Consider the following 22,872-nt stretch of genomic DNA (forward strand, 5'->3'; position numbering starts at 1 on the left):
ATCAGTTGATAATCAGTTCGTTACGAGACTTACGATGTTATTATTTTAGATGGTATTATTTAAGTTTCGTTGAGACTTCGATACCTCGGAACCCAACACGGTGAATTCAACAGGATAGGATAGCATTACTCAGTAAGAATGGTTTCGCAGGCAGAGATCGATCGTCTCCGTCTGGAAGCAGATACAATTATGACGCGGTACCGACAGGTCGAAACAGCACTAAAAGAAGCTCGTTCGAAGTCCGGCGACCACTGGGAGACGGGTAAGTTGGTCGTGACACTCGACACACCCCACCAGGAGACGATCGAAATTACTCTCAATCTCAATTCTGATCCGGCAAGCAACGCCCAGTCACGATATGAGAAAGCGAAAGATCTCAAAACCGAACTTGAGCGTGAACGAGACATCGTCGGTCAGTTAGCCCCACTCCCCGTCACGCCTGTTGCCTATCTTATCTGCTACCATCTCAATGCCGTCGAGGGGAATTATCCACGGTCAATGGCTGGGCATCTCGATGCCCGGCGCGAGCAGGTTGACGAATTATGTAAGAAAATGGAGACGGCAGGATTGCTTGAACGAGTTGAGTCAGGAACTGTCAAACAACGCCGTGTCAAAGCCAAGCAGGCTGATGAGGTTCGTCAACATCATACCTATTATCGACTGTCACGAGAGGGTGACCATCTCCTCCGATTTCTTGATGAACCCAATGGACAACAGAATGTCCTCCGGCACCTTCCCGATGGACACACGCTTATTCAACGACTGGCGCGTGGCGGACCAGATTATCCACGGATGACCGCTGACGAACTGGATATGGAGTTCGAATATGTCCGCCATCTTTACCGCGCGCTTCGACAGGTCGGTCTCATCACTGAGTATGAGGGCTCTACAATCAAGGCGACCGAGCGAAAATTAAAGCCAAAAGACGAAACCCATCGTAAGCATACTTACTACATCGTGACTGACCGTGGCGACGAAGCGTTCCGACGTTTAGAGGGTTAACATATCTCATGAGGCGTCCAATAATACTGTCTCGTGGCTTCGCATCAATTTTGAGATATTATGTAGTTGGACTCGAGCCTGTCAGATTAAAAAATTAGTTTAATTTTGACGCCGGAAGTGCATTGACGGTCCGGAAACGACTGGACTTTTCTCTTTATCGAGTACTTTCTTAACTAACCACTGTAATAGTAAAAAGAGTTAATTAATAGCTGTCCCTAATCATGATAATATTAATATTAATATAATTTATCATAAACAGTCGCTGGTGAAGTATCTGTGTTGGCAATAGCCTTGATTTCGATACGCTCGCCTTGATTATTTGTAAAATCGTATAATATGCCGTCAGGTATTATTAATTCTAACACATTAGATAACCATGGGTATTTTAGTTGCAGTCAGCGATGATAATCAGTTCCAGACAGTTCTGAACGTAGCAGTGGGGCTGGCTGATGGATTTAATGATGAACTGTATGTGACTCATATAACAGAAACCGAGAATGCATCCGGGGACGAGCGAGACTTTCGTGATGAGATCCGTGAATCCCTCCCAGAGACGACCGTTTCCATTGATATCGGACTCGAGCATCTCAGCCGAAGCGGGCTCCGCTCAGGAACAGCGATTGGCAAGCAACTGGTTGAACTCTCAGAGAGCGCTGACATCGATCATATTGTAATTGGTCACCGCTCAAAAGGTCGATTGACTACCGCTCGTGAGGGACATACTGGTTTTGTCGTCGCCGATGAAGCAGCAGTTCCAGTGACAATCGTCCCTGAGGCAGTTGATTCCTGATTGGCTTTCGTAGCCACTCAATGCGCTTGCTATCGATAATAGCTACACCCGGTATAACGAGTTGATAGAATATATACTTACAATCGTGATACTGAGTATGTCGGCTGACGATCTCTCAAAGAGGCTCTTGATAAACACGGTTGAGACTGAACTCCGACACATACAGTATTTCAGACATATTCTAACGACCATCTGGTGGGTTTCAATATCATCTTTAGTTACCATTAGCTACGATATCATAACTGCAGTGACGATGGAAATCGAGTTTACACTCTTCGATGTGTCGCCACTGGGGCTTATTATTCAACTAGATATTCAAACATGAATGCAATCACAGAATATATTATAGGACATACTCGGCATATGATATGTATCAGGCACATACAATCAACAGACATTATTTATACAATGTCATCAATATCGAAACCAATTAGATAGACATGCACGCAATCACTATCTCAATATTACCCGTCATCATATTATGAAGCGACGTATGCTGATTCGAACTGTTATCGGAAGTATTGCTGTCGGGAGCACGGCGGGTTGTATCCGCGCATTTCAATCTGATGATCAATCACCACCTCCACGCAAATCGAATATCATCCGTGATATCAGCGTCACAAATAGTGGTGAAATAATCAAGGTAACAACTGCCCCAGACGAGTCACAGTGGGTGATGACTCGGCAAGAAATCGATGCTGCATCTTCACGCGCCCAGGTTGAGAATACTAACAATCAGATTAGTTGGCATCAACGTGCCATTGCGGAGGTTGATTCAGGACTGGACGCAGCATCTCCCATCGGGACAGTCGAAGCAAAAGGAAGAGGTGCAACCGGAAGAGGGCGCGGTGGATTCTCATCCGCACCGCGCACGTCGAATGGTCGTGCGTGGTACGGTGGTGGCGCATATGCAGCAACGTGGTATAATAACCACGATAATGAAGTCTCTCGTGTCCCAGTCACGATCAATATGATTGGGATTGGATTTATTGGCGATAATGACACATTCACTGAACGGTCGATTGGACCTGGACCCATCAACTGGGATACAACCTACAATGACCCGACCGGAGATATCCGATCTGATCTTAGTCCGCGGAGCGGATGGTACAGAGTCGGTGCGGAGGTCAATGCTGAACTCGCCGGTGGTGGAACCCAACCTCTTGGATGGGAGTGCATTGATCTTCGTGTTCGATCCACTGGGAATGACGAAGAGATAACGAAGAAGTGGAAGGTATCACCACGAATATAGTCATCTCTACAATGTCAGGTTACAGTTATCTTGCCTCGCCCATCCCCGATCATAATTCCAATCTTGGCCCACGTTTGTTTCATATGATAATTGCCTCTGTCACTCAATATAATAGTTACAATCAGTGAAGCGGCTCATAACCCCGTCGGCGCAAACCAGCCTACATACTATTACCTTCCTCGTTGCGTTCTGTAGTTTTACCTATGAACTTGCATACTCAGAGTTATTGACTGTGATGTATGGCGGGACGGTCACCCAGTACGGATTGACAATTGGTATTTTCTTTTCATCGCTTGGAATTGGATCTTATATCGCCAAACAGTTCGATGAAACCCGCCCTGAAAATGTCTTTCGCACTGAGCTTTATCTAGCGTTTATAGCTCCTGTTGGTCTGTTATTTATTATCTGGATCAATACGGCTGCACTGCCGCAGCTCCTTCCAGAGATACTGCTTGGATTGCTAGCTCGTCTTCCGGTCGTCGGGATTGGCGTCTTATCAGGCTTCGAACTTCCGCTGTTACTTGCACTTGTCAATAATTTAGACTCACCCTCATTATCACCGGGAGTACGGCGAATAACGAATATGACCGACCGAGTGATCAATACGATTATTGGAATATTATTTCATACATCTCACTCACGCAGTGAATATGACACATACTCTACAGTTCTTGCAATGGACTACCTTGGAGGGCTCATCAGCGCTCTGATTTATGTCTTCCTTCTGTACCCAAGCGTTGGACTTATTATCTCTATTTTCGCCCTCGCGCTGATTAATGTCGTTGCGGCTCTATTCTTTATTTGTCGATTTAGTTCTCGACCATGGGGAATTCTTGCCGAAGGCGACCGTGATATTATCACGAACGAACGAACAGTGTTGGTCGTAATTACGATCGTGCTCACAGCAACACTCGGTGGAGCCGTTATCTCTCATCAAACAGTCGATAACACGCTAACAGAGTATTATCTTGAGGGGAACATAGAACAAGAGTATCCGCCTGGGACCGTCGATGCTGAGATTACGACTCAGTTCACCACCCAATATCAACACGTCGTACAGTATAATCGCACTTGGAAGGGAAGTAGTTCGAATCCACTTTTTGCCGGGCAGACAGAGCGATGTCTCCGTCTTGATACAGCAATCCAGGTATGTGATAGTACAGCACGCCCATATCATAATGGACTGGTGGATGTCCCTCTCTCAATGTATCCAAACACTACAGATACTGATGTGCTTCTCGTTGGTGGCGGTGACTGGATTGCGCTTGATCACCTTCGTCAAGAGAATGTTTCTGTTGATCATGTCGATATTGATGCAGAGTTCATGCAATACGCCAAAACGAATTCATTTCTCACAGAATACCACAATAACGCATATACTTACGAACATGCAAAAACGTATCAGGCTGACATCTATGATTACCTGCAGCGGACAGATGCGCAGTATGATGTCATTTTGCTTGACCTGCCTGGTGCAAAGACTGATGATCTGCTTCCGGTCTACTCGACACAATTCTATCGATTACTAAAGGACTCACTCACAGAAAATGGTGTTGTTGCGACATGGGGTTACTCGCAATACACATATTCATCTCATCAGAAAGCATACTTCAACACTGTCACTCAGGCAGGTTTCACCCAATATCAGTCATATTATGCATATGATGATTATACTGGCAATGGTGAGACTCGACGCGGAGAGTTATTTTATCTATTTGCCCCGGATTCATCACGACCGGTCATTACCCCTACGAATGGGACCCAGTATGTCAGAAAATATCAAGGACAGTATCAGTCGAAGAAGTGGCGCTCAGTACCTACATATCGTGGCGTTAGACCGAATACGCTCTTCAATCCTAACTATGAGATTCTTATTGATACCCAGCGTAAGCAAGAATCAGCTTCAAATCGACTCAGTCGACTTCAAAACATGACACTATCAGATCTACTATAATTATGTCAGAAGAAGAACTATATCTCATCCAGTCGAAACACCCACACTCACTCGATGATATTGATATTAAAGCGACTCATGAAACATTGTTTTCTGCACACCCAGCAGAATTCCATATTATTGGAGAATCTCACGCTGTAAGCGTTCCAGCACTTCCATTTTATGAAATTTTCTCCTGTCAGCCAATACGGACAGAGCAGGCATCAGATACGACAATCAACACGATTGAACTCTGTGTGGACACACGACTAAGTACAGTTTACACGCTCGGAGCTGAGCACACAAGTATTCAGACAACCGTCCGAATTGAGCCATTTGAGTCATTTCTAGATGTAGGGTCGTTCACGATTGTATACAAATTCGATACAAACGCGTATACAGCAATCAACTGTATCTCACAACGGGAGTATCGAACCTATCATACATATCCTGAACACGATTTGACGGTTATTTCGTGTCATCAAATCTGTTCTGCATCGAATATAGAGTCGCGAGATATGATTGAAGCAAGCACACAACAATGAATGACAAGCAGTTACCACTAATCCTAGCACACGACGAATGAACTGCCAATATACAGCTACCCCAGAAAAAAGCCAATTCTCATCATTGACAGCCATGTGGTCGTGTCCACACGAGTCTCATCAAGAGGGCGAACACTGTGTCTTTCATATGACTCCTGAAGAACGGAGACACCACGATATTACACCACAGGATATTCATGCTACACTTCTCTCCGAGTTAGAGGCTGAAGCAAATGATAAAAAGGAGTTTATTGGGGCGCACATCCCATATCTTGATCTTGATTATATCGATGTTGAGACAGACAATCAATATCCACTCGACTTTCGACATACAACAATCAAAAACGGAATTTCGGCTGCTCACGCACGGTTTGAGGAACGCGTTGACCTTCGGAATAGCACTGTTGGTGGCTTACATGCGCCGAACTGTGAATTTGAAGACGGATTACTTGCCTCTAAGACGGTCTTCACTGATGTGGTCACCCTCTCTGAGACGGTTTTCAATGGTGATACCGTTGACTTCACCGATACGACCTTTGAGCAGTCCCTCGTATGTGAAGAAATAACAGTTGCTGTTGATATGTTCTTCGAGCATGCAGAATTCAACGGTCGTGTTTCATTTGATGGTGCATGGTTTGCTGAACAGGCAAGCACGATTGATGACAATACTATCTTCAATCATGCAATCTTTCATGATATCGCATCATTCAAACATACGTCATTTTATTATACGGCGTTTCAGGATGTTACATTTTATGACATGACCACATTTAAACAAGCCACGGCAAACGGTACAATCCGATTGAATGGATCAACATTTCACGCTGCTGCTGATTTCGATGAGTTACACTGTGAGGAGGACATCTCCTTTGGTGACGTCGTATTTCATGGAAAAGCCTTCTTCAGAGGGGTGTCGGTTATTGGGGGCGCAGACGTGCTTGCAGATGACTTCTCATTAGCGAATACCAGATTTAATGCGGAGACCACCTTTGAACGCGGAACATTTGGATTCACAAACGCAGAAGATGCAAAATTCAATGCGTGCGTAAACTTCGAACGGAGTACGTTTAGCGATGATGCAGATTTTGTTAATACCACATTTGCTGACACAGCTGATTTCGATGAAGTGATTTTCGACGGCGATGTTGCATTCACAAATACTACCTTCGACGCGGACGCTGTCTTTCGAGGTGCTGAATTCAACGGGGGGACGAATTATATTGAATCTGATGCAGTTTTTAATAATGTTACATTCACTCAAAAGGCTGATTTTAGCGATACGGACATCGTTTCGATTGAATTTAATCGAACTGAATTCCAATCGGATGTTGATTTCACTGACGCTGAGATTACTGAGACATTCATCATTGAGAATCCGGTGTTCGTTGATGATCCATATCTTGATTTTACTGATGCAACAATTGAGGAGGGAACAATTATGCAACCAAATCGTGGATGGGGACATTTTGACTTTACGCAAGCAACAGTCGGCGATGTTCTACTGACGGCGGCTGACCAAGTTGATAGACGAGAGCTGCTTGATTACTTTCGTTTCTGTGACACGACATTCGACACATTTGATTTCTCACAGCATCTTGAGTATCTTGATCGAAACAATTGGGTTCTTCATACTTTTGCTCACCCAGAGACTGAATTCACACCAGCACTCGAACTCACACCAGCACGAATTGAGAAGACGTACTTAAAAGCGAAATCAAGTGCCTCAGCACAAAGCAACATCAAGGCTGCTGGTGAATTTCGGGTAAAGCGACAACAATATGCACGGAGAAAGTTCACTCAGATTGCAGCCGATTCTGCAGAACCAATTCGAACACGTATCAGAAACGGACTTCGGACAGCAGAGAATCTATTTCTTGAGTTTTCCTGCGGGTATGGACTCCGGTTGTACCGAATTACTACCGTGTTCATACTGGTTCCACTGATAGCCGCGATTTTGTTCACTTTTGCTGGACCGCTATTCGAGACTAGTGCCGGGCAGGCTTCACTTTCCCAAGCATTGAACGCGACCGGTACTCGCACGCTTCTACTCAATGTATACTTTTCATATATCACATTTCTCACAATCGGATATGGTGGCATTGGTCCACTCGGTCTTGGGGCTCGATTCCTTGCTGCAATTCTTGTTTATCTTAATGTAATTTTGGCTGGACTCTTCATTTACTCCCTAATTAAACGGAGTGAAATTTAGCACTGAGTAACTCAGCAAAAACATAATACACACTCAGTCGGTAATTTAACTTAGTATGAGCAATGCCCACGAACATGACTTCACTGGAGATATCACACTCAATGGAGGTGAGGAAACGCCGATTTCAGTTATCGATGCTGAAAATGTCTATTTTCGACGAAACTCGGTCACTGGAAATGTTAAACTCATCAATCCTGAATACGTATTTTCATCTCAGAGACCAACCGAAAAAACCGTGCCGTCAGATGACATAGAGACCACTGTTAGTGGGTCAATCGAGGATATATATGTTCCACACAATGCAATCGAGGGGACCATCATCATTGATGGCGCACAAGATGTGCACATCGAACCAAATGCAATAACTGGTGATATTGAAATTGTTGGAGAAGAGCAACTCTTCTATAATCAACTCACAGACTCGCCATATGGACACGGCGTTTATGATGCGCATGGCGTTGGCTGGAAGCGATCAGTGTCTGTGTCCGATCCCAAACACGGTGTCAGTGTCACTGGTGGGCGATGCACCGCAGAAATAACTGATGTAACGGCAGATATCGAACTGATTGTATCTGGTTGGAACAATACCATTGATATCACTGGGCGAACAGCAATGGTCACGGTCTATTTACTTGGATCGCAAAACACCGTGAGGACAAGTCCATATATCGATCTTGAAACAGACATACAGGCTGGCGTCGAGAATACCATCGAACAGGAACCAGTTCCTGCCAGTGATATCATCGAGACGACCAGAAAGGAAGCATATGCTGGTCACTTACTGGGACGAGACACCGTTACTTTTCAGGAGCCAGCCACAGACAGAGACTACTGCCCAAACTGCGGTGCGAATGCAAGCGCTATCATCACTCGCCGTCAAGAGGATGCACTTTTTCTTACCAACACCCCTGTCTACCGATTCGATGCTGGAGGAAATTCATATGAATGTGAAAACTGCTCGGTTAACGCTACCCCAGACATACAGTTGTCTGAGGAGGAACGTAAACGAGTCTTAGGTTGATCGGTTGATCGGGATCTCTGCAAAAGAGTGATTACCGCTTTGATCCCAGCGCCATATGTAGAGATGGAAATTATTCAAGCAGAAGAAAACTCACTCCACCAATCACTGCACTGACAGTGGTCAATATCAGCGTCAAAACGATACCCAATCCGAAGAGAGCAGGAGCGAACGTAAGCCCAAAGATAAATCCGATTAATGCACCAATTCCTGTTGCTAACACCGGTGATCCACTCTCAGTCTTTGCTCCAATACCCGACCCAGCAGCGACACCTCCAATCCACGTCAGTGGAATCGGGATTACTCCAGCGATGAGTGCTCCAATAAACATGAGGCCGGCAAGGGCAACAGCACTGGAAGAACTATTCCCTTGATTTGTTTTTGAACTGATCATATTGAATGTTCGCTTGAGTAAGCCAGACCAACTACTGCGGTCTGAAACTGGTTGTGGAGACACCCGATACCCTGACTGTGAACGTGAACTCCCCCCAGTATCATTACTGTCTGTTGTTTTCGTTTGTTCTTTTTGTCGCTCTTTACTCATGTGAATGCATTCGTACTCCAGACAAATGAATGGCTACACTCAATTTCACTACTGCTACAATATCACAAGATTCAGTCATGAATGAGTCGGGATCGACAATATGGATATTAACGTGAGATCAACCGTGGAATTCTATAGCCGGAGCAGGGCAAGAACCCCGGATTATACCTTTGGGGTGAAGCCTATCGAAAGGTTGCACATGATTACTGCGGTTGATGTACTGTTCAATCTTTGAGGATATGACGATTGCTTCGGTTGAAGCGGAATACACGAATCGGGGCTGTGCATTGACTGTGTATTGACACGCTAAGCGAGCGAATCAACAACAGAAGGGATTCAAGTGTTGGTTTTATTATCATTAAGAACATGCGGATTGGAATGCGTCGGTAAACGTTGCAGAGCGTGGATTGGGGAACTGGTCGGTAGATGTGCCTACTGTAAAGACTCTTGCTTAATTTCGGAAGATACGATAATAGGCATGCAGTGACATGAACTACCCGATATCATCGCTTGGAACCGTCTGAGCCGGTGTCTTTCTCTGGAGCGGATCGGCGTCAACGCTGCAGGGAGTGTGAGCAATTAACTCAAATGAGTTATAAAGAAAGCCCCGATGCTTGTTGTCGGGGTTGTCCAGCAAACTACCCTACCCTACTTCGCTCACCCTATACGGGTTCGCTCAGTGAGGGTAGGGCTTTGATGTGGAGTCCCGGTCCCAGCAATCAGTCCCCAGCAATAGGCTGATGACTCTCACCGTTCAGTGTCCCACCATTCAAACGCACGTCTACTGGTGCGTCTCCGTCCCCCGACTTGGGCGAGAAACGGAGTTTGTGTTGTCGCCTCCGAGCGTACCGCACGCCAGTGTTCTTCGCGGCGTTGTAATCTGCGTTCACTTTGTATCCGCACTTCAGACAACAGAAGTGTTCTCCGTAGCGGTTGTCCTCGTGTGTGAACCCGTAGTCCGTTCGAGAACAGCGTTGGGACGTGTGGTTCGGCTCGACTTGCTCCACAGAGACACCCTGCTCGGGCGCTTTGTACTCGACGTACTCGAACAGGCGTTGGAACGCCCAAACGTGGTGCCATTCCGCCTGCGGGAGTCGCTCACGGATGTCGGTTAACTCCTCGAACGCGATTACCTCGCAGTCATGTTCGACGGCCTCCGAAATCATATCGGTAGCGACTGTGTGAATGAACCGTATTGTTTTCGCCACGCTTCTTCGCGTTTGTCGGGGCGGAGCAGACCATTGTGCGCGGCCTGCGTGCCGCGCTGTTGCATCTCTCCACGTCGCTTCTCGAACTCCCATGTCTAGTGGTCGTAGTCGTCGTCGCCTTGCCAGAAGCGCCTGGTCGAGGAAACGGCAAGACTGTTGACGTCCTCAGAAATCGATAGTACTTCATGAAACATTTTGAACCATCGGTCCTATGCAGCAGTATCAGCAGCTACTCTATGCCAAGGTTTCAGTTATATTGTCGGACGCCGAGCGGAAGAGTAAGATGGGCGTTCCGACCTGTCGGCTTCGATTCGCTCGTCGTTCCATTCGGAACGACTCGCTCCTTGCGAGGCTGACGGACAGGGATAGCGTTCAAACGCGACAAGAAGCGTGCGTTGTCCCACGGAATCACCCCGTCGAGCAACTATGAGTAGGACACTCCGAAGAAATGTCCCCAGAAATCTCCGAGTTCTGGTGTGCGAACGAATCGCCCCGCGATTCGTCAACGCCTGTGGAGACTGCACTCCCTGTGGATACATCTGTATCTGCAAAGTGCGTTCACCAGACTCCGTCTGGTGGGCTGTCAGACGCAGTCTGACAACGTCGTAGAAGCAGGAAGCCCCGCCCTGCTCGGCCTGACGGCCTCGCTAAGGGCGGGGTAGTTCACGGAGCACTCGACGGTATTTATGCACTTGAGAATCGGTCGGTCGAGGTGTGGCGGTTGTGTCGTCGCTTGTCAGTTTCCTCCCCGACCTACTCGCTCACTCCGTTCGCTTCTTAAGGTCGGGGGCTTCCCCCCCGAAAACGCTGAATCATGACTTCTATTACACTGTCAATAACGGTAGTATACCCCCGTTATGCAAAGGTTTATTTGAATATCATTAAAAATAATGTATAGATAATATGAAATTTGACACGATACGCGAGCTAATTCAGTTACTAAATAAAATCGATTTCGACGAGACTGATATTAATATGAATCAATCATCAGGTGTGACTGCACGGCATATTCGATCTCGGGAGAACCGTCGTCGATCATCCACAAGAAACCGTCGTCAGTCAGAAAATACGGAGGGAAGAGAGAAGTTTGCTCGAAAACGTCGAATCAAACGACTTAATCGATTAATAAAGCAAGCAGAACGAAATGGTGAGGACATTGCTGAGTATATCTCTGATACGGAACCCAGCATACATATCGCTGAACCTCACCCAGGCATAGTAAAAATAGTGATCGACAGACACCCGGTGGATGTCGAATTTGATGAGCATACTCCATGCGTAGAACTCTCGTATAATGGCAATTCAACGACGGTTGAACTCCCTGCAGTCCCAGTCGAACTTCGTGAAAAAACCGAGCAAAACGCCATCACAACGTTGCTATTCCGGGTTGAAAGTGGCAAATAAACTCACACGAGGCTTCCAGCAATATCATCGACAGTCGACCATTCTCTGCACTCTCCAGACAAACAAGGCGAGTGTCTCGGGGGTTTAATGATTCAACAAACTTCCGGGTGAACTGATTCACTCACTCGATGCGAGAGAACTACCCTGACCGATGCATGTCTAATTAAGCACCCAGCTCTTCTATGAATCACTATGCCCCTCGAGGTACTTCACATATTGCTGTGATGCGTGCTTGCAGATATAGACTGATATCTGAAATGATTCTAGATCATATTTGATGTGCACTAGTCACCGTGTATTAGAGGTCAAATAAGAGCATGCACCGTTCTCAAATCTGGGAATCGTCAATCCCTGGCAGAGGAGCAATCTGACACGATGCTGCGATCCGCTCAGTCTCATTGTTCACAGTCACCAAGCTCACGTAATCACTCTCAATATCTTAATATCTGCAAAGCGATACATAAATCCCCGCTCACCACAAATTTATGAATATGACTGATTACGTGCATCGCCTGATCCCGACGATCCCTCAATCGATCACACGAGGTACTACACTCATGCATCCATCGTCCAGATTGACTGAGAACATACTATAGGATTCGAATATATGTCATCAGATAACGACTCTGCTTTTCCTGACTTTACTAATTTGGACTCAGTACTTGGCTCCGCTGCTGGTCCAGACCCGTCACCTGTATCATTACTCCTGCGAGTCGGTGTCGTGATCATTGCAGCTGTGATCGTTTACTTGGCTCGACCATTGATTCATTTTTGGATTTATGGCATGCTTTTCAGCCCGACTGGGCTCATTCTCTTTGGGACTGCGACGGTTGGCGTTGTCATTGTCACCTTGATGTTCTTATTTCCTGGACTTCGCAGTGTAATTAGGGTTAATGATGTCAATGTGGCTGGCAGCGTGATTGTGTTTGTCTTCTTCCTCTCAATTGGTGTTGGAGGAGTAACTGGAATATTTGAGAGTAATAGCCTTGCTGAACGGACAACGCTCAATGTTGAAGAGATTGATGAACTCCCAGCTGTTGCTGAGGAAAATCCCCGAATTGTCCCACGTCCAGTCGCTGATGTTCAGACACGTGGGTCAGTATCGTACCGACAACATCGACTTGGAACGAGTGATATTGCTCGCTCCCCGGATGGATCACTTGTCTGGAGTTACGCAATCGAGCCTGACCCATTTCGCATTCAATTGACAGGAAATCAACGAGGTGTATTGCTCAGTGATATGACATCAATTGAAAACCGCAGTATCTCTGCATTTGACGAACAGGACTTCGAGCATGGGCAGAATATGTTTTTATACCGGTCCGCAGGTTGGCAACTCAAGACAACCGGTGGTTACTGGAGTACATATCAAGATGACCCTGTTGAGTTTGTTCATGATGGGACAGCATACATGGCATATCCGAAGACCGGTCATGAGTGGAAATTGACCCCAATCCCACACACAGTTCCAGTCTGGGATGGTGTTGGGCTTGTCCACCCAGACGGCACAATTGATCATCTGTCACCTGAAGAAGCACAGGAGAGTGATATACTCGATGGACAACGTCTCTATCCTCTTACACTCGCTCGCGAAGAGGCTGAGTCACTCCGATTCCGGAATGGGATTATTAATCAGCTCCCTATTGTCGGATCATTCCGTGGCGTTATCGAACCCGCATCACTCCCAGCTACTGCGAGTAATGAACAACCGTTTGTTATCGATACAGAGTCAGATGGAATGACATACGTGATGGCGATGGAACCATTCGGCGAGTCAACTCGTGGTCTTGATGAAGTGTGGCTTTTCGATGCCGACACAAATGAGCGGAAGGTATTTTCAACCGGTCGAGAGACACTACTTGGTCCTGAGCGGGCAGCTGGGATTGTTCGGTCGGAAGATAGTCGGACAAACTGGGCTGGTGCCAATGGAGACGGGCAGTTCAAAGTCGTTGAGCCAATTCCAGTTGTTGTTGACTCTCAACTATGGTGGCACACAAAGGTATCACCGACAGATAACACCGATGTGACGCGAAACGTATTTGTTAATGCTGACACTGAAGAAGCAATTGAACTTGGGCGGACTGAAGACGTCGTCTCATTCCTCAATGGGGCGTCGGTCAGTGCTCAAGAGAATATCACAACTGGGGAATCTGAGCAGACCGAGACTGCAACGGCTACCTCAGGCGACGATACCATTGGATATGTGATTGTCGTCCGCAACGAGAATGGAACTGTTGTCGACCGAATTCAAGTTCCGAAGAACCAAACCGCGACCATCGAGAGTGCTCAAACCAACGCAACGGTGACAACGTCATCGGCTTCATCATAACTGATGACTTCAGATTCTGATTCTTACTGGGGAAAATTCTCGCCAGACGAATATATGTCATCATGTGTTGCGACTATGCGCTTCCGCTGGACGGCACGTGATCGACAGACCGAGAGAAATACACATTTCGGTTTAGTTACTTCTTGATTTCGTGTCTCTCCCAGCAATCGTATTCAGCAGTTTCGAGGCGGAGCCTCCGGCCTCAAGGAGCGAGGGCTTCCGACTGGTCGGAAAGCACGACGCGAGTAGACCGGAGCCGGGGAGGAAGCCGACATAGCAGGACACAACCACTATACGATGACCACCTTACTCACAAACTATAATAACCGTTGTTTCTTCACCTGAAATATGGAAGTCCGACGTACCGCACCCGTCAAACTTGACGTTCCTGACTAGCGGTGTGAGGACTTCCACGAATCAGCTCAACAGTTTCTCCACTGTGCGAGCCGTGCCGCAGCGTTCTGTTGGGGTGACACTAACTACAAAGCGTGTGTCACGGCTAACAGTACCGCACGAAATGCGCTCTACGACGAGCTTCGGGCTGAAACCGACCTCACTGCAAACCTTGTGCAAGAAGGCATCCGACGTGCTGTGCAAGCTGTCACAGGCTGTGTCGAACGCTGGAAACAAGCCAAGCGTGTGAGCCAACCGGAGTTCACGTCGTGGAGTATGGTCTATGACAAGCGGAGCGCGACGTTCTACCGAGACAAAGTCTCACTCTCAACGGTCAACGGGCGTGTAGAGTGCGATTTTGAATTGCCTTCAGACAGTCACAGTCCAACACCCTACAAAGAGTACGTGCTGTCTGAGGATTTTGAGTTCCGTGCAAGCACATTGCAATACGACAAAGCAACCGACGAGTTCTACTTCCATATCACCACGCGGAAGTATGATAGCGAGAACCAAGGTGACAAACACACAGAGATTTCGGCGGATACCGGGCATTAAACAGTCCTCGGTATCGACTTCGGTGTGAACAGTCTCGCTGTCGCCTCCACCGGACGATTCTGGAATGGTGATGGGTACGATCACTGGTGTCGTGAATTTGAGAAACGGCGTGGTGAAATGCAGCAACAGGGGACGCAGGCCGCTCACAACGCCTTGCTTCGGCTCGGGAAGCGAGAAGAAGCATGGCGAAAACAGTCCCTCCACACCGTCGCTACCGAGATTGTCACAGAAGCCGTTGAACATGAGTGTGACGTGATCGTCTTCGAGGATCTGACCGATATTCGTGATCGACTACCACAGGCGAAGTGGCATCACATTTGGGCGTTTCGTCGCTTGGTCGAGTATGTGAAGTACCTCGGGGTCAAGCCCCGAGGCTTCACCGTCTTGGGCAAGCACCGCACCCGCAGGCGAATTTAATTCCCTCCGACCTTCCCCGTGAGGGGTCGGCTGGAATTAACACCCGAACTCCGCGAGGAGTCCGTGGAGGTCGGCGGCTTCACTCCGCCCGTTGAAACCCCCGTCGCACCACCGTAGTAGCGGATTTTGAGAGGGGTCACATTTCCAAACTGTCAAACGACCAGCGAAGGAAATAAGATCTTCATTTCCATACTTTGATGGGTTGTTTCTGGTCGTTGTCACCGCATCAAACGCTAGAAATATTTAGATTTGTGGCATATAGTGACGGCATTCACCCTCGGGGTCAAGCCCCGAGGCACTCTGCCTGTTAATCTGTAGAATACAAGGCACCAGAACGGGGTGTATTGGTCGAACAGGTCGAACCGAACCACACGTCGCAACGCTGTTCACGGACAGACTGCGGGTTCACACATGAGGATAACCGCAATGGAGAACAGTTCCGTTGTCTGAAATGCGGGTATGAAGTGAACGCCGACTACAATGCCGCAAAGAATGTTGGAAGACGGTACGCTCGAACAGAGCATCACAGACTGCGTTCCTCGCCCATGTCGGGGAGCGGAGACGCACCAGTAGATGTGCGTATAAATAGTGGGCGTTGAACGGCGAGAGTTACCAGCCTATTGCTGGAGACTGATTGCCGGGAGTTCACATTAAAGCCCTACCCTCAAGGACTGAGGCGCGTCTGCGCCGAAGGAGTAGGGTAGGGTAGTTTACTTCTCATTTATATCAAACTGTTCGACTGAGAGCTGTCTGGAGATGATCACCTTTGGGGATATCATGCCCACTTGCATAGCCATTGAGTTTCGCAGCGGCAGGTGACTCTCGAACTGTTTCATCATCATATCCACTATCGTCGAAGACATCCGATAGTGTTGGATCAGTCCGGAGGTTGTGCTTTTGATGATAGTCTTCAGCAGGATAGAACCCTAACAGACGCTCAATACGGGTTCCAATGGCGTCGGCAGCGAACCCACGTTCTGAAAGGAAGGTTTTTAGTGTTTCTCGTTGATCTGGTGTTGCCAGCAAAATAATATTTTGATATTGTGTTTTGCTCGCTTGATAATTTGGTCGATGATTCTCGAATACCCGGCTCAATAGTTCCCGATATGAAAGGACCGCAGGATTGTATTCAATCTGGAATACCTCGGTATGATCTCCAAGATTGTGATACGTCGGATCGGACTTTCTACCACCAGCGTAGCCGACGCGTGTCCGGACAACACCCGCAAGTGCGCCGAATTGTGCCTCCGGTCCCCAGAAACATCCGAGTCCGAAGGTCGCAGTCTCAGTCTTGTCGTGATTCAGCGCAGCACGGTCATACTCCTCAATGAGCGTTGGTGTGAGTGTCACAGGTTTTGAATGAATCGGGTGTAAGTAGGTTATTTCTCGCTGAAATCGAGTGCTTTACCGTTGATACAGTACCGCTTTCCCGTCGGGTCCGGTCCATCATCGAATACATGACCTAGATGACCCTCACAGGTGCTACAGATGACTTCGGTTCGCACTCTTCCATGACTGCGGTCAACCTGCGTTTCGACGGCAGCTGTGTCAGTTGGAGCCCAGAAACTTGGCCATCCAGTTCCAGACTCGAACTTTTCGTCTGACTGAAATAACTCCGAATGACAGCCAGCACATCGGAACACACCGTCTTCAGTAACTTTCAGTAAATCTGATGTGCCCGCACGCTCGGTTCCTTCCTCGCGTAGAATGTGATACTCCTCTTCATCGAGAACTTCACGCCACTCTTCATCGCTTTCTGGCACGCTTTCGGCGGTACGATTTTCAGACATACTATTTGTACATAGCTTGAGATGCTTGACATTGACGTTGATGCAACTCAGCGATGATATCAGTTGACCTCGCTCTGTACCCAGTTAGCGAATGAGTCAATAATATCAGCCTCATCAAACCGCTCAATACAGGGCACATCATTTGTGTGCTTTTCAGCGAGCTGTTTTTCCAATTCTGGATACCGTTCTGCGGTTGTTTTGGCGAATAAAATGGCCTCTTTATTATCTTCATGCATTTCACCCTCCCATCGATACGTGGAGTTGCAATTCATGATGTTAACACATGCAGCTAATCGCTCCTCAACAAGAAATTCGGCTAGCTCACTTGCAGCGTCTCTCGGAGCTGTAATATACACGGTCGACATTATTTAATTCAAGATTTCGATTTCGGTTTAATTAAAATTTGGTGGACATAAACCTGTCTCACCATACCGAGATTCTATTTCAAAAATCACAATGAGTCAGCAAAATGTAACATTCAATTTGATCAGACACCTATCTCGCGTGGATTAAATACGTCACTTAGCAGTTACGCTAATACCGTCACTTCTCTTGATGATATTTTTTCACTGCTGCTCGGTATCGCGTTAGAGAAACCCGTTACTCAACGGATCGTTACTCATATCACGCTGGATGGAGACCCAATGTGTCACGCCTGCATCTTCGGTTGGTTTGAGTGCTTCAACCGACCACCGAACTTTGTATGCTTCACCATCTTTTCGATAATTCGTTGTTTCCCCAATAAAGTGCCCATCTTCAGCGAGACTTTGTGTCAGTTTATCAATCACATATTCACTGGTTTCCTCACCCTGCAACATCTTTGGAGTCTCTCCGAGAGCCTCTTCTTTTGAATATCCAGTCATTTCTTCGAAATATTTGTTTACAAATAGAATTTCTTCTTCTGGTTTTTCGTGTGCAGGACCAGCTGTGATCATAATACACTCTGGATAATGATCAAGAATCCACCCGAACGTTCCATCATCACTTATTTCTGAGACTATTTTTTCGTAATCCATTATCGCGATAATATCAACGTACTACGTTCTTATAATATACTGGATAGACATATGCCGATGCTTCTTTGCGATTGTTACAATCCTAAGACGAGTGTGTCACTCGATAGTTCCGCATTATCATTTACACTTATTATATATTGAGATTATTATAACATGGCTGAATAATTCATTTTATTTCTATACAGTCGATCCAACAGAGTAATTAGATGCTTATATATACATAAACAAAATAATTGATACTAAAATTGGAAATTATACATTTACTTGAGCGAATACATTAATAGAGTGCCTGCCTATTCAGTATAAATATCTCAATTCTATGCTTGATATTTATAATAAATCTATACCAAATTAAAGTAGCATCATTTAATTTTTCCAGAGCAACGATTTGCTAGCGTGTCCGATTGAACGATACAAGGTCATAGCATCGCAACCTGATGAAAAGACGACTCATGTATTTGCAGACCACACAGGAAGTTCGATATGGGTGGCGTACTCATTGTTGTGATGGATAGTGTTCTCAGCAACCCGTGGATTCGTGTCACCGTACAATTTGCCGCCAGTATTCTGATTCACATCAAAACGCGGCCAATTTGACGAAGAGATATCAAGTCGGATTCGATGGTCCTGTTTGAATCGATTGGCAGTATCATATGGCTCCATATAAAATTCATAGACAACACCGGGTTCAAGTAGATCCGGCTCCTGACGATATCCACGATATCGACCTCGGCAGATTGAATCTGATATATTGAGCGCATATCCATCAGGGTGTGTTTTACTTGCTGGATATTCGTCAATAAGTTTCGCGGTGAAGTCGGTGTCTTGACCGTCAGTCTCTCCATAGATGCGGACACGAATTGGTCCAGCGATATCCACTGGCTGCTCAAGCGGCGGTGTTCGGAACGTAAGCACATCGTCACGGTCGGCGAGTGGACCATACGGTGGAGTGGCACCGAAGGTATCCTGATCTGTCCGTTGATCATATCCTCCGCGACCTGCGAAATCAATAATATTCCGGTCACCAAGAGGGTGTGCTCGGACAGACTCATCTCGAGGCTCATACGTGAGATATGAAGACGTATTCCCGCCAATCGTCGGCACAGGGTCTGTGGGATCAAAATTGAAAGTTGTTGTAGACACATCGGCTTTTGGCTTCATACTTGACAGCGTCCCATCATTATGGATATAATATCGAGTCATCTCAGTCCCCTCAGGAGGCCAAGTATCAGCATCCCGCCACTCACCGCCGTGGAAAAGTAAGCCATCATCGGTGCGGTGACCATCGCCGGTTCCCATAAGAAAGTATTCGACACGCGGTTGTGTTTTCCATCCATCTCCGCCCTGAAGATACTGATCGAAGAAACGTAGTCGCGTTTCACGGTATTTACGAGCAGCCGCGTCACCAAACGCAAGATCTCCAGCCGTCGGATGCTCCCATGATAACGGTGGAAACAACAGAGCATCACTATGATCGTGTCCCCCCGGCAGTCGTGCTAAATGCGTCCATGGTCCCATAAGGAGATAATGATCGGCATCCTTTCGATTCCCTAATTCAACGAAATTATCACAGGTTGCGCCAGTGTATGAGTCATACCATCCACCAGCATATACTGTCGGGACATCTGCTGAGTTATCATAGTGACGCTCGAAATTGAGACCAGGATTCTTCCAGAGATCGGTACTCGTATTTCCAGTCTCCATGATATCGAAAGTCCACTGCTCATAGCCTGGAAGTGTCGCAAGCGGAGACTCACCACGTTTAATTGGACTGTCAGCGAGGATCTCCCTGACGTCTACATCTGCGAACTGCTGTTGTATGTCAGGGTCGGCAAGCGATTCATGAGCGAATCCACCCCCTAGTGTGAGTGCCCAACAAAGCCATCGCAACTCAAATGCCCCGTTATGACGAAATGTTTTCTTTCGTCCATTTGCTGCACCCATGTTCACGAACATGCCTGCAAGATTATTTGGATCTTGTGTGGCAAGTGCACTCTGAACCCACGCTCCATATGATGTTCCAAGTGTCGCTACCTGACCGTCGCAGTACTCACGTTTGGAGAGCCAATCAACAGTATCAGCCCCATCCTTAGCCTCGTTAGCATGAATGTAGAATTCACCGTCGCTATCAAATCGACCTCGGACATCTTGAATAGCGACCACATACCCACGGGAAGCGTACCACTCACCATGGCGAAGACGACCACCGGTACGGTCATATGGTGTTCGATCAAGTAATACTGGTCTTGACTCATCTACTGGTTCGCCAGTTTGGGGATCTGCAGGTCGATAGATATCTGTTGCCAGTTCTATCCCATCCCTCGTCTCAATACGGACATTCAATTCTGCATGTACATCATATGTCGACTGTGAAGCCATGTGCTGAGGAAGTAGTATAACCGGCAAATAAGTTACGCAATTGAATATAGCATCAAACAAGCAATGAGTATTTTCTGTCTCATGTGTGATGTATCGACGAATCTACAGATAAGCAAGGCGAGTGTCTCGGGGCTTGACCTCGAGGCGGGTCACTAGATGCTATCAATCTGAATACACAGATCTATTATACTAATATGATCGCACGCGGATTAGCCGGCATAGTCAATATTTATTCAAGCTTCAGAGTAAACTCCGTTTTCAGGGAAGCCGTCTCTGACGGCTGTGTAAGCGGGGCAGTTCACTCAATTAATACTTTGATACTTCTATATCTGGATGATCATCGGATGTAATAAGTATATGAATTAATAAGTGTATATCAGTATTCGCTTTTATTTGAGAACACATTTTGCCACCAGACTTTTATCCTTCTTTACTAATCTCTTGATATCGGGAGTCCACGAGTGTGTGTAACTATCACATAAATTTGTTCCGATAAGATCATGTCTGAAGAAAATACAAGTAACAATGTCGAAACGGACGGCGGAATGGTAACATATGGTATCGAAGATAAACCACCCCTTATACAGTCGATCTTGCTTGGGACGCAACACTGGCTGACAATGGTTGGTTCAACAATTGCTATCCCGCTCGTTTTAGCTGGTGCGCTTGGATTTAATGCGTCACAGACTGCACAACTTGTCGGGACATTTTTCGTTGTTTCTGGTATTGCAACGCTCGCACAGACCACCATCGGTAATAAATATCCAATCGTTCAGGGTGGAACATTCTCAATGCTTGGTCCTGCTTTGGCAATTATTGGGGTCCTTGCTTCCAGCAATGCAGCACCAACAGTAATGATGCGAGAACTCCAAGGTGCTATTATTGTCGCTGGCGCACTGGAAGTTCTTATCGGCTATCTTGGTATTTTTGGTCGACTTAAACGATATATTGGACCATCTGTCATTGCAGTGGTCATTGCACTGATCGGATTAGCGCTCATCGGCGTTCCCCAAATTACGAGCGCTTCACAAAATTGGTATCTAGCTGGATTAACACTCACACTTATTGTGCTGTTCTCACAGTATATTGACAATTACTCTTGGGTATTCAATCTCTTCCCAGTGTTACTCGGACTTGGGCTTGCATATTTGATTGCGGTTGCGCTCTCTGTTGCAGGAGTTATGAATATCGTAAGTTTCGGCTCAATTGCTAGTGCACCACCAGTACGTGCAATTACACCGTTCCAGTGGGGAACGCCACTGTTTACCACCTCATTTGCGGCAGGAATGATTGCAGGGATGCTTGCATCGGCAATTGAGAGCTTTGGAGATTATCATTCTGTTGCTCGGATGGCTGGTGAGGGTGCACCCAACTCTCGACGAGTTAATCATGGTCTCGGCATGGAAGGGTTAGGAAATGTTTTCGCGGGAATCATGGGAACAGGGAATGGTTCTACATCATATACCGAGAATGTCGGTGCGATTGGTATCACTGGTGTTGCCTCCCGATATGTCGTTCAGATAGGTGCTGTTGTGATGATTTTAGTTGGATATGTCGGATACTTTGGTGCTTTCGTCACCACTATTCCAAGTGCTATTGTTGGTGGGCTCTTTTTGGCGATGTTTGCACAAATTGTTGGTGTTGGACTTTCGCAACTCCAACACGTCGATATGAACCAGAATCGAAATGTATTCGTCGTTGGTTTCGGACTATTTGCTGGTCTTTCGATTCCACGGTATATGAGTGGATTAGAGTCTGGCGCGCTAGAAGCCGGTCTGTCAAGTGTTCCGGTATTTGGGGCAGTGCTTGGAATCCCGGAAGTTGCACAGACATTGAGTATCATTCTTGGAACCCAAATTGCAGTCGGTGGTATCGCGGCGTTTATTCTCGACAATACCATTCCTGGTACTGACGAAGAACGTGGTCTCACCGCTTGGGGGGAAATCACTGAGGATGAGGATGCATTCCAGCCATCATATGAGCGTGTGCTCTCAAGGGGCGAGACATCAGATCAAGAAATTGCTGATGACTGAGTAATACTCACATTACTTATTCAGAATCAATAATAAGTGTATATGTTGTGAGTAA

General features: G+C 46.7%; 17 protein-coding genes and 3 pseudogenes. 13 read left to right on the forward strand and 7 right to left on the reverse strand.

What is annotated here, in order from left to right; translation table 11 throughout:
• Positions 1-138: 138 nt before the first annotated feature.
• From HQRW_RS04995 to HQRW_RS05030, 8 genes are all read left to right on the forward strand, one after another.
• The gene (locus HQRW_RS04995) at positions 139-1,002 is read left to right on the forward strand and encodes a DUF2250 domain-containing protein (RefSeq protein WP_014555714.1); all 864 of its coding nucleotides are present in this window, start codon (positions 139-141) and stop codon (positions 1,000-1,002) included.
• Between the two features lie 376 nt (positions 1,003-1,378).
• Positions 1,379-1,792 (forward strand): universal stress protein, encoded by a 414-nt coding sequence (locus HQRW_RS05000; RefSeq protein ID WP_011571189.1) that lies wholly within the window; start codon positions 1,379-1,381, stop codon positions 1,790-1,792.
• Positions 1,793-1,889: 97 nt separating this feature from the next.
• On the forward strand, positions 1,890-2,117 hold the full coding sequence (locus tag HQRW_RS05005) for a hypothetical protein (protein WP_049891670.1): 228 nt from the start codon (positions 1,890-1,892) through the stop codon (positions 2,115-2,117).
• Between the two features lie 156 nt (positions 2,118-2,273).
• Positions 2,274-3,044, forward strand: coding sequence for a hypothetical protein (locus HQRW_RS05010; RefSeq protein WP_014555716.1), 771 nt, complete (start codon positions 2,274-2,276; stop codon positions 3,042-3,044).
• Between the two features lie 124 nt (positions 3,045-3,168).
• Positions 3,169-4,998 carry a spermidine synthase gene (locus HQRW_RS05015; RefSeq protein WP_014555717.1) on the forward strand — a complete coding sequence of 610 codons (1,830 nt, stop codon included), beginning with the start codon at positions 3,169-3,171 and terminating at the stop codon, positions 4,996-4,998.
• A 2-nt stretch (positions 4,999-5,000) separates the two neighbouring features.
• On the forward strand, positions 5,001-5,522 hold the full coding sequence (locus HQRW_RS05020; protein WP_014555718.1) for a DUF2617 family protein: 522 nt from the start codon (positions 5,001-5,003) through the stop codon (positions 5,520-5,522).
• A gap of 148 nt (positions 5,523-5,670) precedes the next feature.
• Positions 5,671-7,731, forward strand: a complete 2,061-nt coding sequence (locus HQRW_RS05025) for a pentapeptide repeat-containing protein (RefSeq protein ID WP_231852428.1) — start codon at positions 5,671-5,673, stop codon at positions 7,729-7,731.
• Positions 7,732-7,786: 55 nt separating this feature from the next.
• Positions 7,787-8,752, forward strand: a complete 966-nt coding sequence (locus HQRW_RS05030; RefSeq protein WP_014555720.1) for a hypothetical protein — start codon at positions 7,787-7,789, stop codon at positions 8,750-8,752.
• Between the two features lie 70 nt (positions 8,753-8,822).
• On the opposite strand, the gene HQRW_RS05035 is transcribed toward HQRW_RS05030, so the two are convergent.
• Positions 8,823-9,293 (reverse strand): hypothetical protein, encoded by a 471-nt coding sequence (locus HQRW_RS05035; RefSeq protein ID WP_014555721.1) that lies wholly within the window; start codon positions 9,291-9,293, stop codon positions 8,823-8,825.
• Between the two features lie 719 nt (positions 9,294-10,012).
• Positions 10,013-10,683, reverse strand: a pseudogene (locus HQRW_RS05040) (zinc ribbon domain-containing protein); the annotation flags it as partial.
• Positions 10,684-11,476: 793 nt separating this feature from the next.
• On the opposite strand from HQRW_RS05040, the gene HQRW_RS05045 reads away from it, so the two are divergent.
• The 4 genes and pseudogenes from HQRW_RS05045 to HQRW_RS14865 all read left to right on the forward strand — a co-directional run.
• Positions 11,477-11,905 carry a hypothetical protein gene (locus tag HQRW_RS05045; RefSeq protein WP_231852430.1) on the forward strand — a complete coding sequence of 143 codons (429 nt, stop codon included), beginning with the start codon at positions 11,477-11,479 and terminating at the stop codon, positions 11,903-11,905.
• Positions 11,906-12,512: 607 nt separating this feature from the next.
• Complete coding sequence (locus tag HQRW_RS05050) at positions 12,513-14,234, forward strand: hypothetical protein (protein ID WP_014555723.1); 1,722 nt, start codon at positions 12,513-12,515, stop codon at positions 14,232-14,234.
• A gap of 348 nt (positions 14,235-14,582) precedes the next feature.
• Positions 14,583-15,536 (forward strand): annotated as a pseudogene (locus tag HQRW_RS05055) (RNA-guided endonuclease InsQ/TnpB family protein); the annotation flags it as partial.
• Positions 15,537-15,913: 377 nt separating this feature from the next.
• A pseudogene (locus tag HQRW_RS14865) lies at positions 15,914-16,233 on the forward strand (zinc ribbon domain-containing protein); the annotation flags it as partial.
• 92 nt (positions 16,234-16,325) lie between these two features.
• Here the strand turns inward: HQRW_RS14865 and HQRW_RS05060 are convergent.
• The 5 genes from HQRW_RS05060 to HQRW_RS05080 form a co-directional block, all read right to left on the reverse strand.
• The gene (locus HQRW_RS05060) at positions 16,326-16,949 is read right to left on the reverse strand and encodes a peptide-methionine (S)-S-oxide reductase MsrA (RefSeq protein ID WP_014555725.1); all 624 of its coding nucleotides are present in this window, start codon (positions 16,947-16,949) and stop codon (positions 16,326-16,328) included.
• Positions 16,950-16,978: 29 nt separating this feature from the next.
• Positions 16,979-17,389 (reverse strand): peptide-methionine (R)-S-oxide reductase MsrB, encoded by a 411-nt coding sequence (gene msrB / locus HQRW_RS05065; protein ID WP_011571201.1) that lies wholly within the window; start codon positions 17,387-17,389, stop codon positions 16,979-16,981.
• A 59-nt stretch (positions 17,390-17,448) separates the two neighbouring features.
• Positions 17,449-17,754 carry a divalent-cation tolerance protein CutA gene (gene cutA / locus HQRW_RS05070; RefSeq protein ID WP_014555726.1) on the reverse strand — a complete coding sequence of 102 codons (306 nt, stop codon included), beginning with the start codon at positions 17,752-17,754 and terminating at the stop codon, positions 17,449-17,451.
• Positions 17,755-17,976: 222 nt separating this feature from the next.
• Entirely contained in the window at positions 17,977-18,405 is a 429-nt protein-coding gene (locus tag HQRW_RS05075) for a PAS domain-containing protein (RefSeq protein ID WP_011571203.1), read from the reverse strand.
• Between the two features lie 450 nt (positions 18,406-18,855).
• Positions 18,856-20,784: a CocE/NonD family hydrolase gene (locus HQRW_RS05080; RefSeq protein WP_014555727.1), complete on the reverse strand. Its 1,929-nt coding sequence runs from the start codon at positions 20,782-20,784 to the stop codon at positions 18,856-18,858.
• Positions 20,785-21,284: 500 nt separating this feature from the next.
• Between HQRW_RS05080 and HQRW_RS05085 the strand changes: the two genes are divergently transcribed.
• Positions 21,285-22,817, forward strand: coding sequence for a uracil-xanthine permease family protein (locus tag HQRW_RS05085; RefSeq protein ID WP_014555728.1), 1,533 nt, complete (start codon positions 21,285-21,287; stop codon positions 22,815-22,817).
• Positions 22,818-22,872 lie beyond the last annotated feature (55 nt).

This window comes from Haloquadratum walsbyi C23 (assembly GCF_000237865.1).
GTDB classification, from domain to species: Archaea; Halobacteriota; Halobacteria; order Halobacteriales; family Haloferacaceae; genus Haloquadratum; species Haloquadratum walsbyi.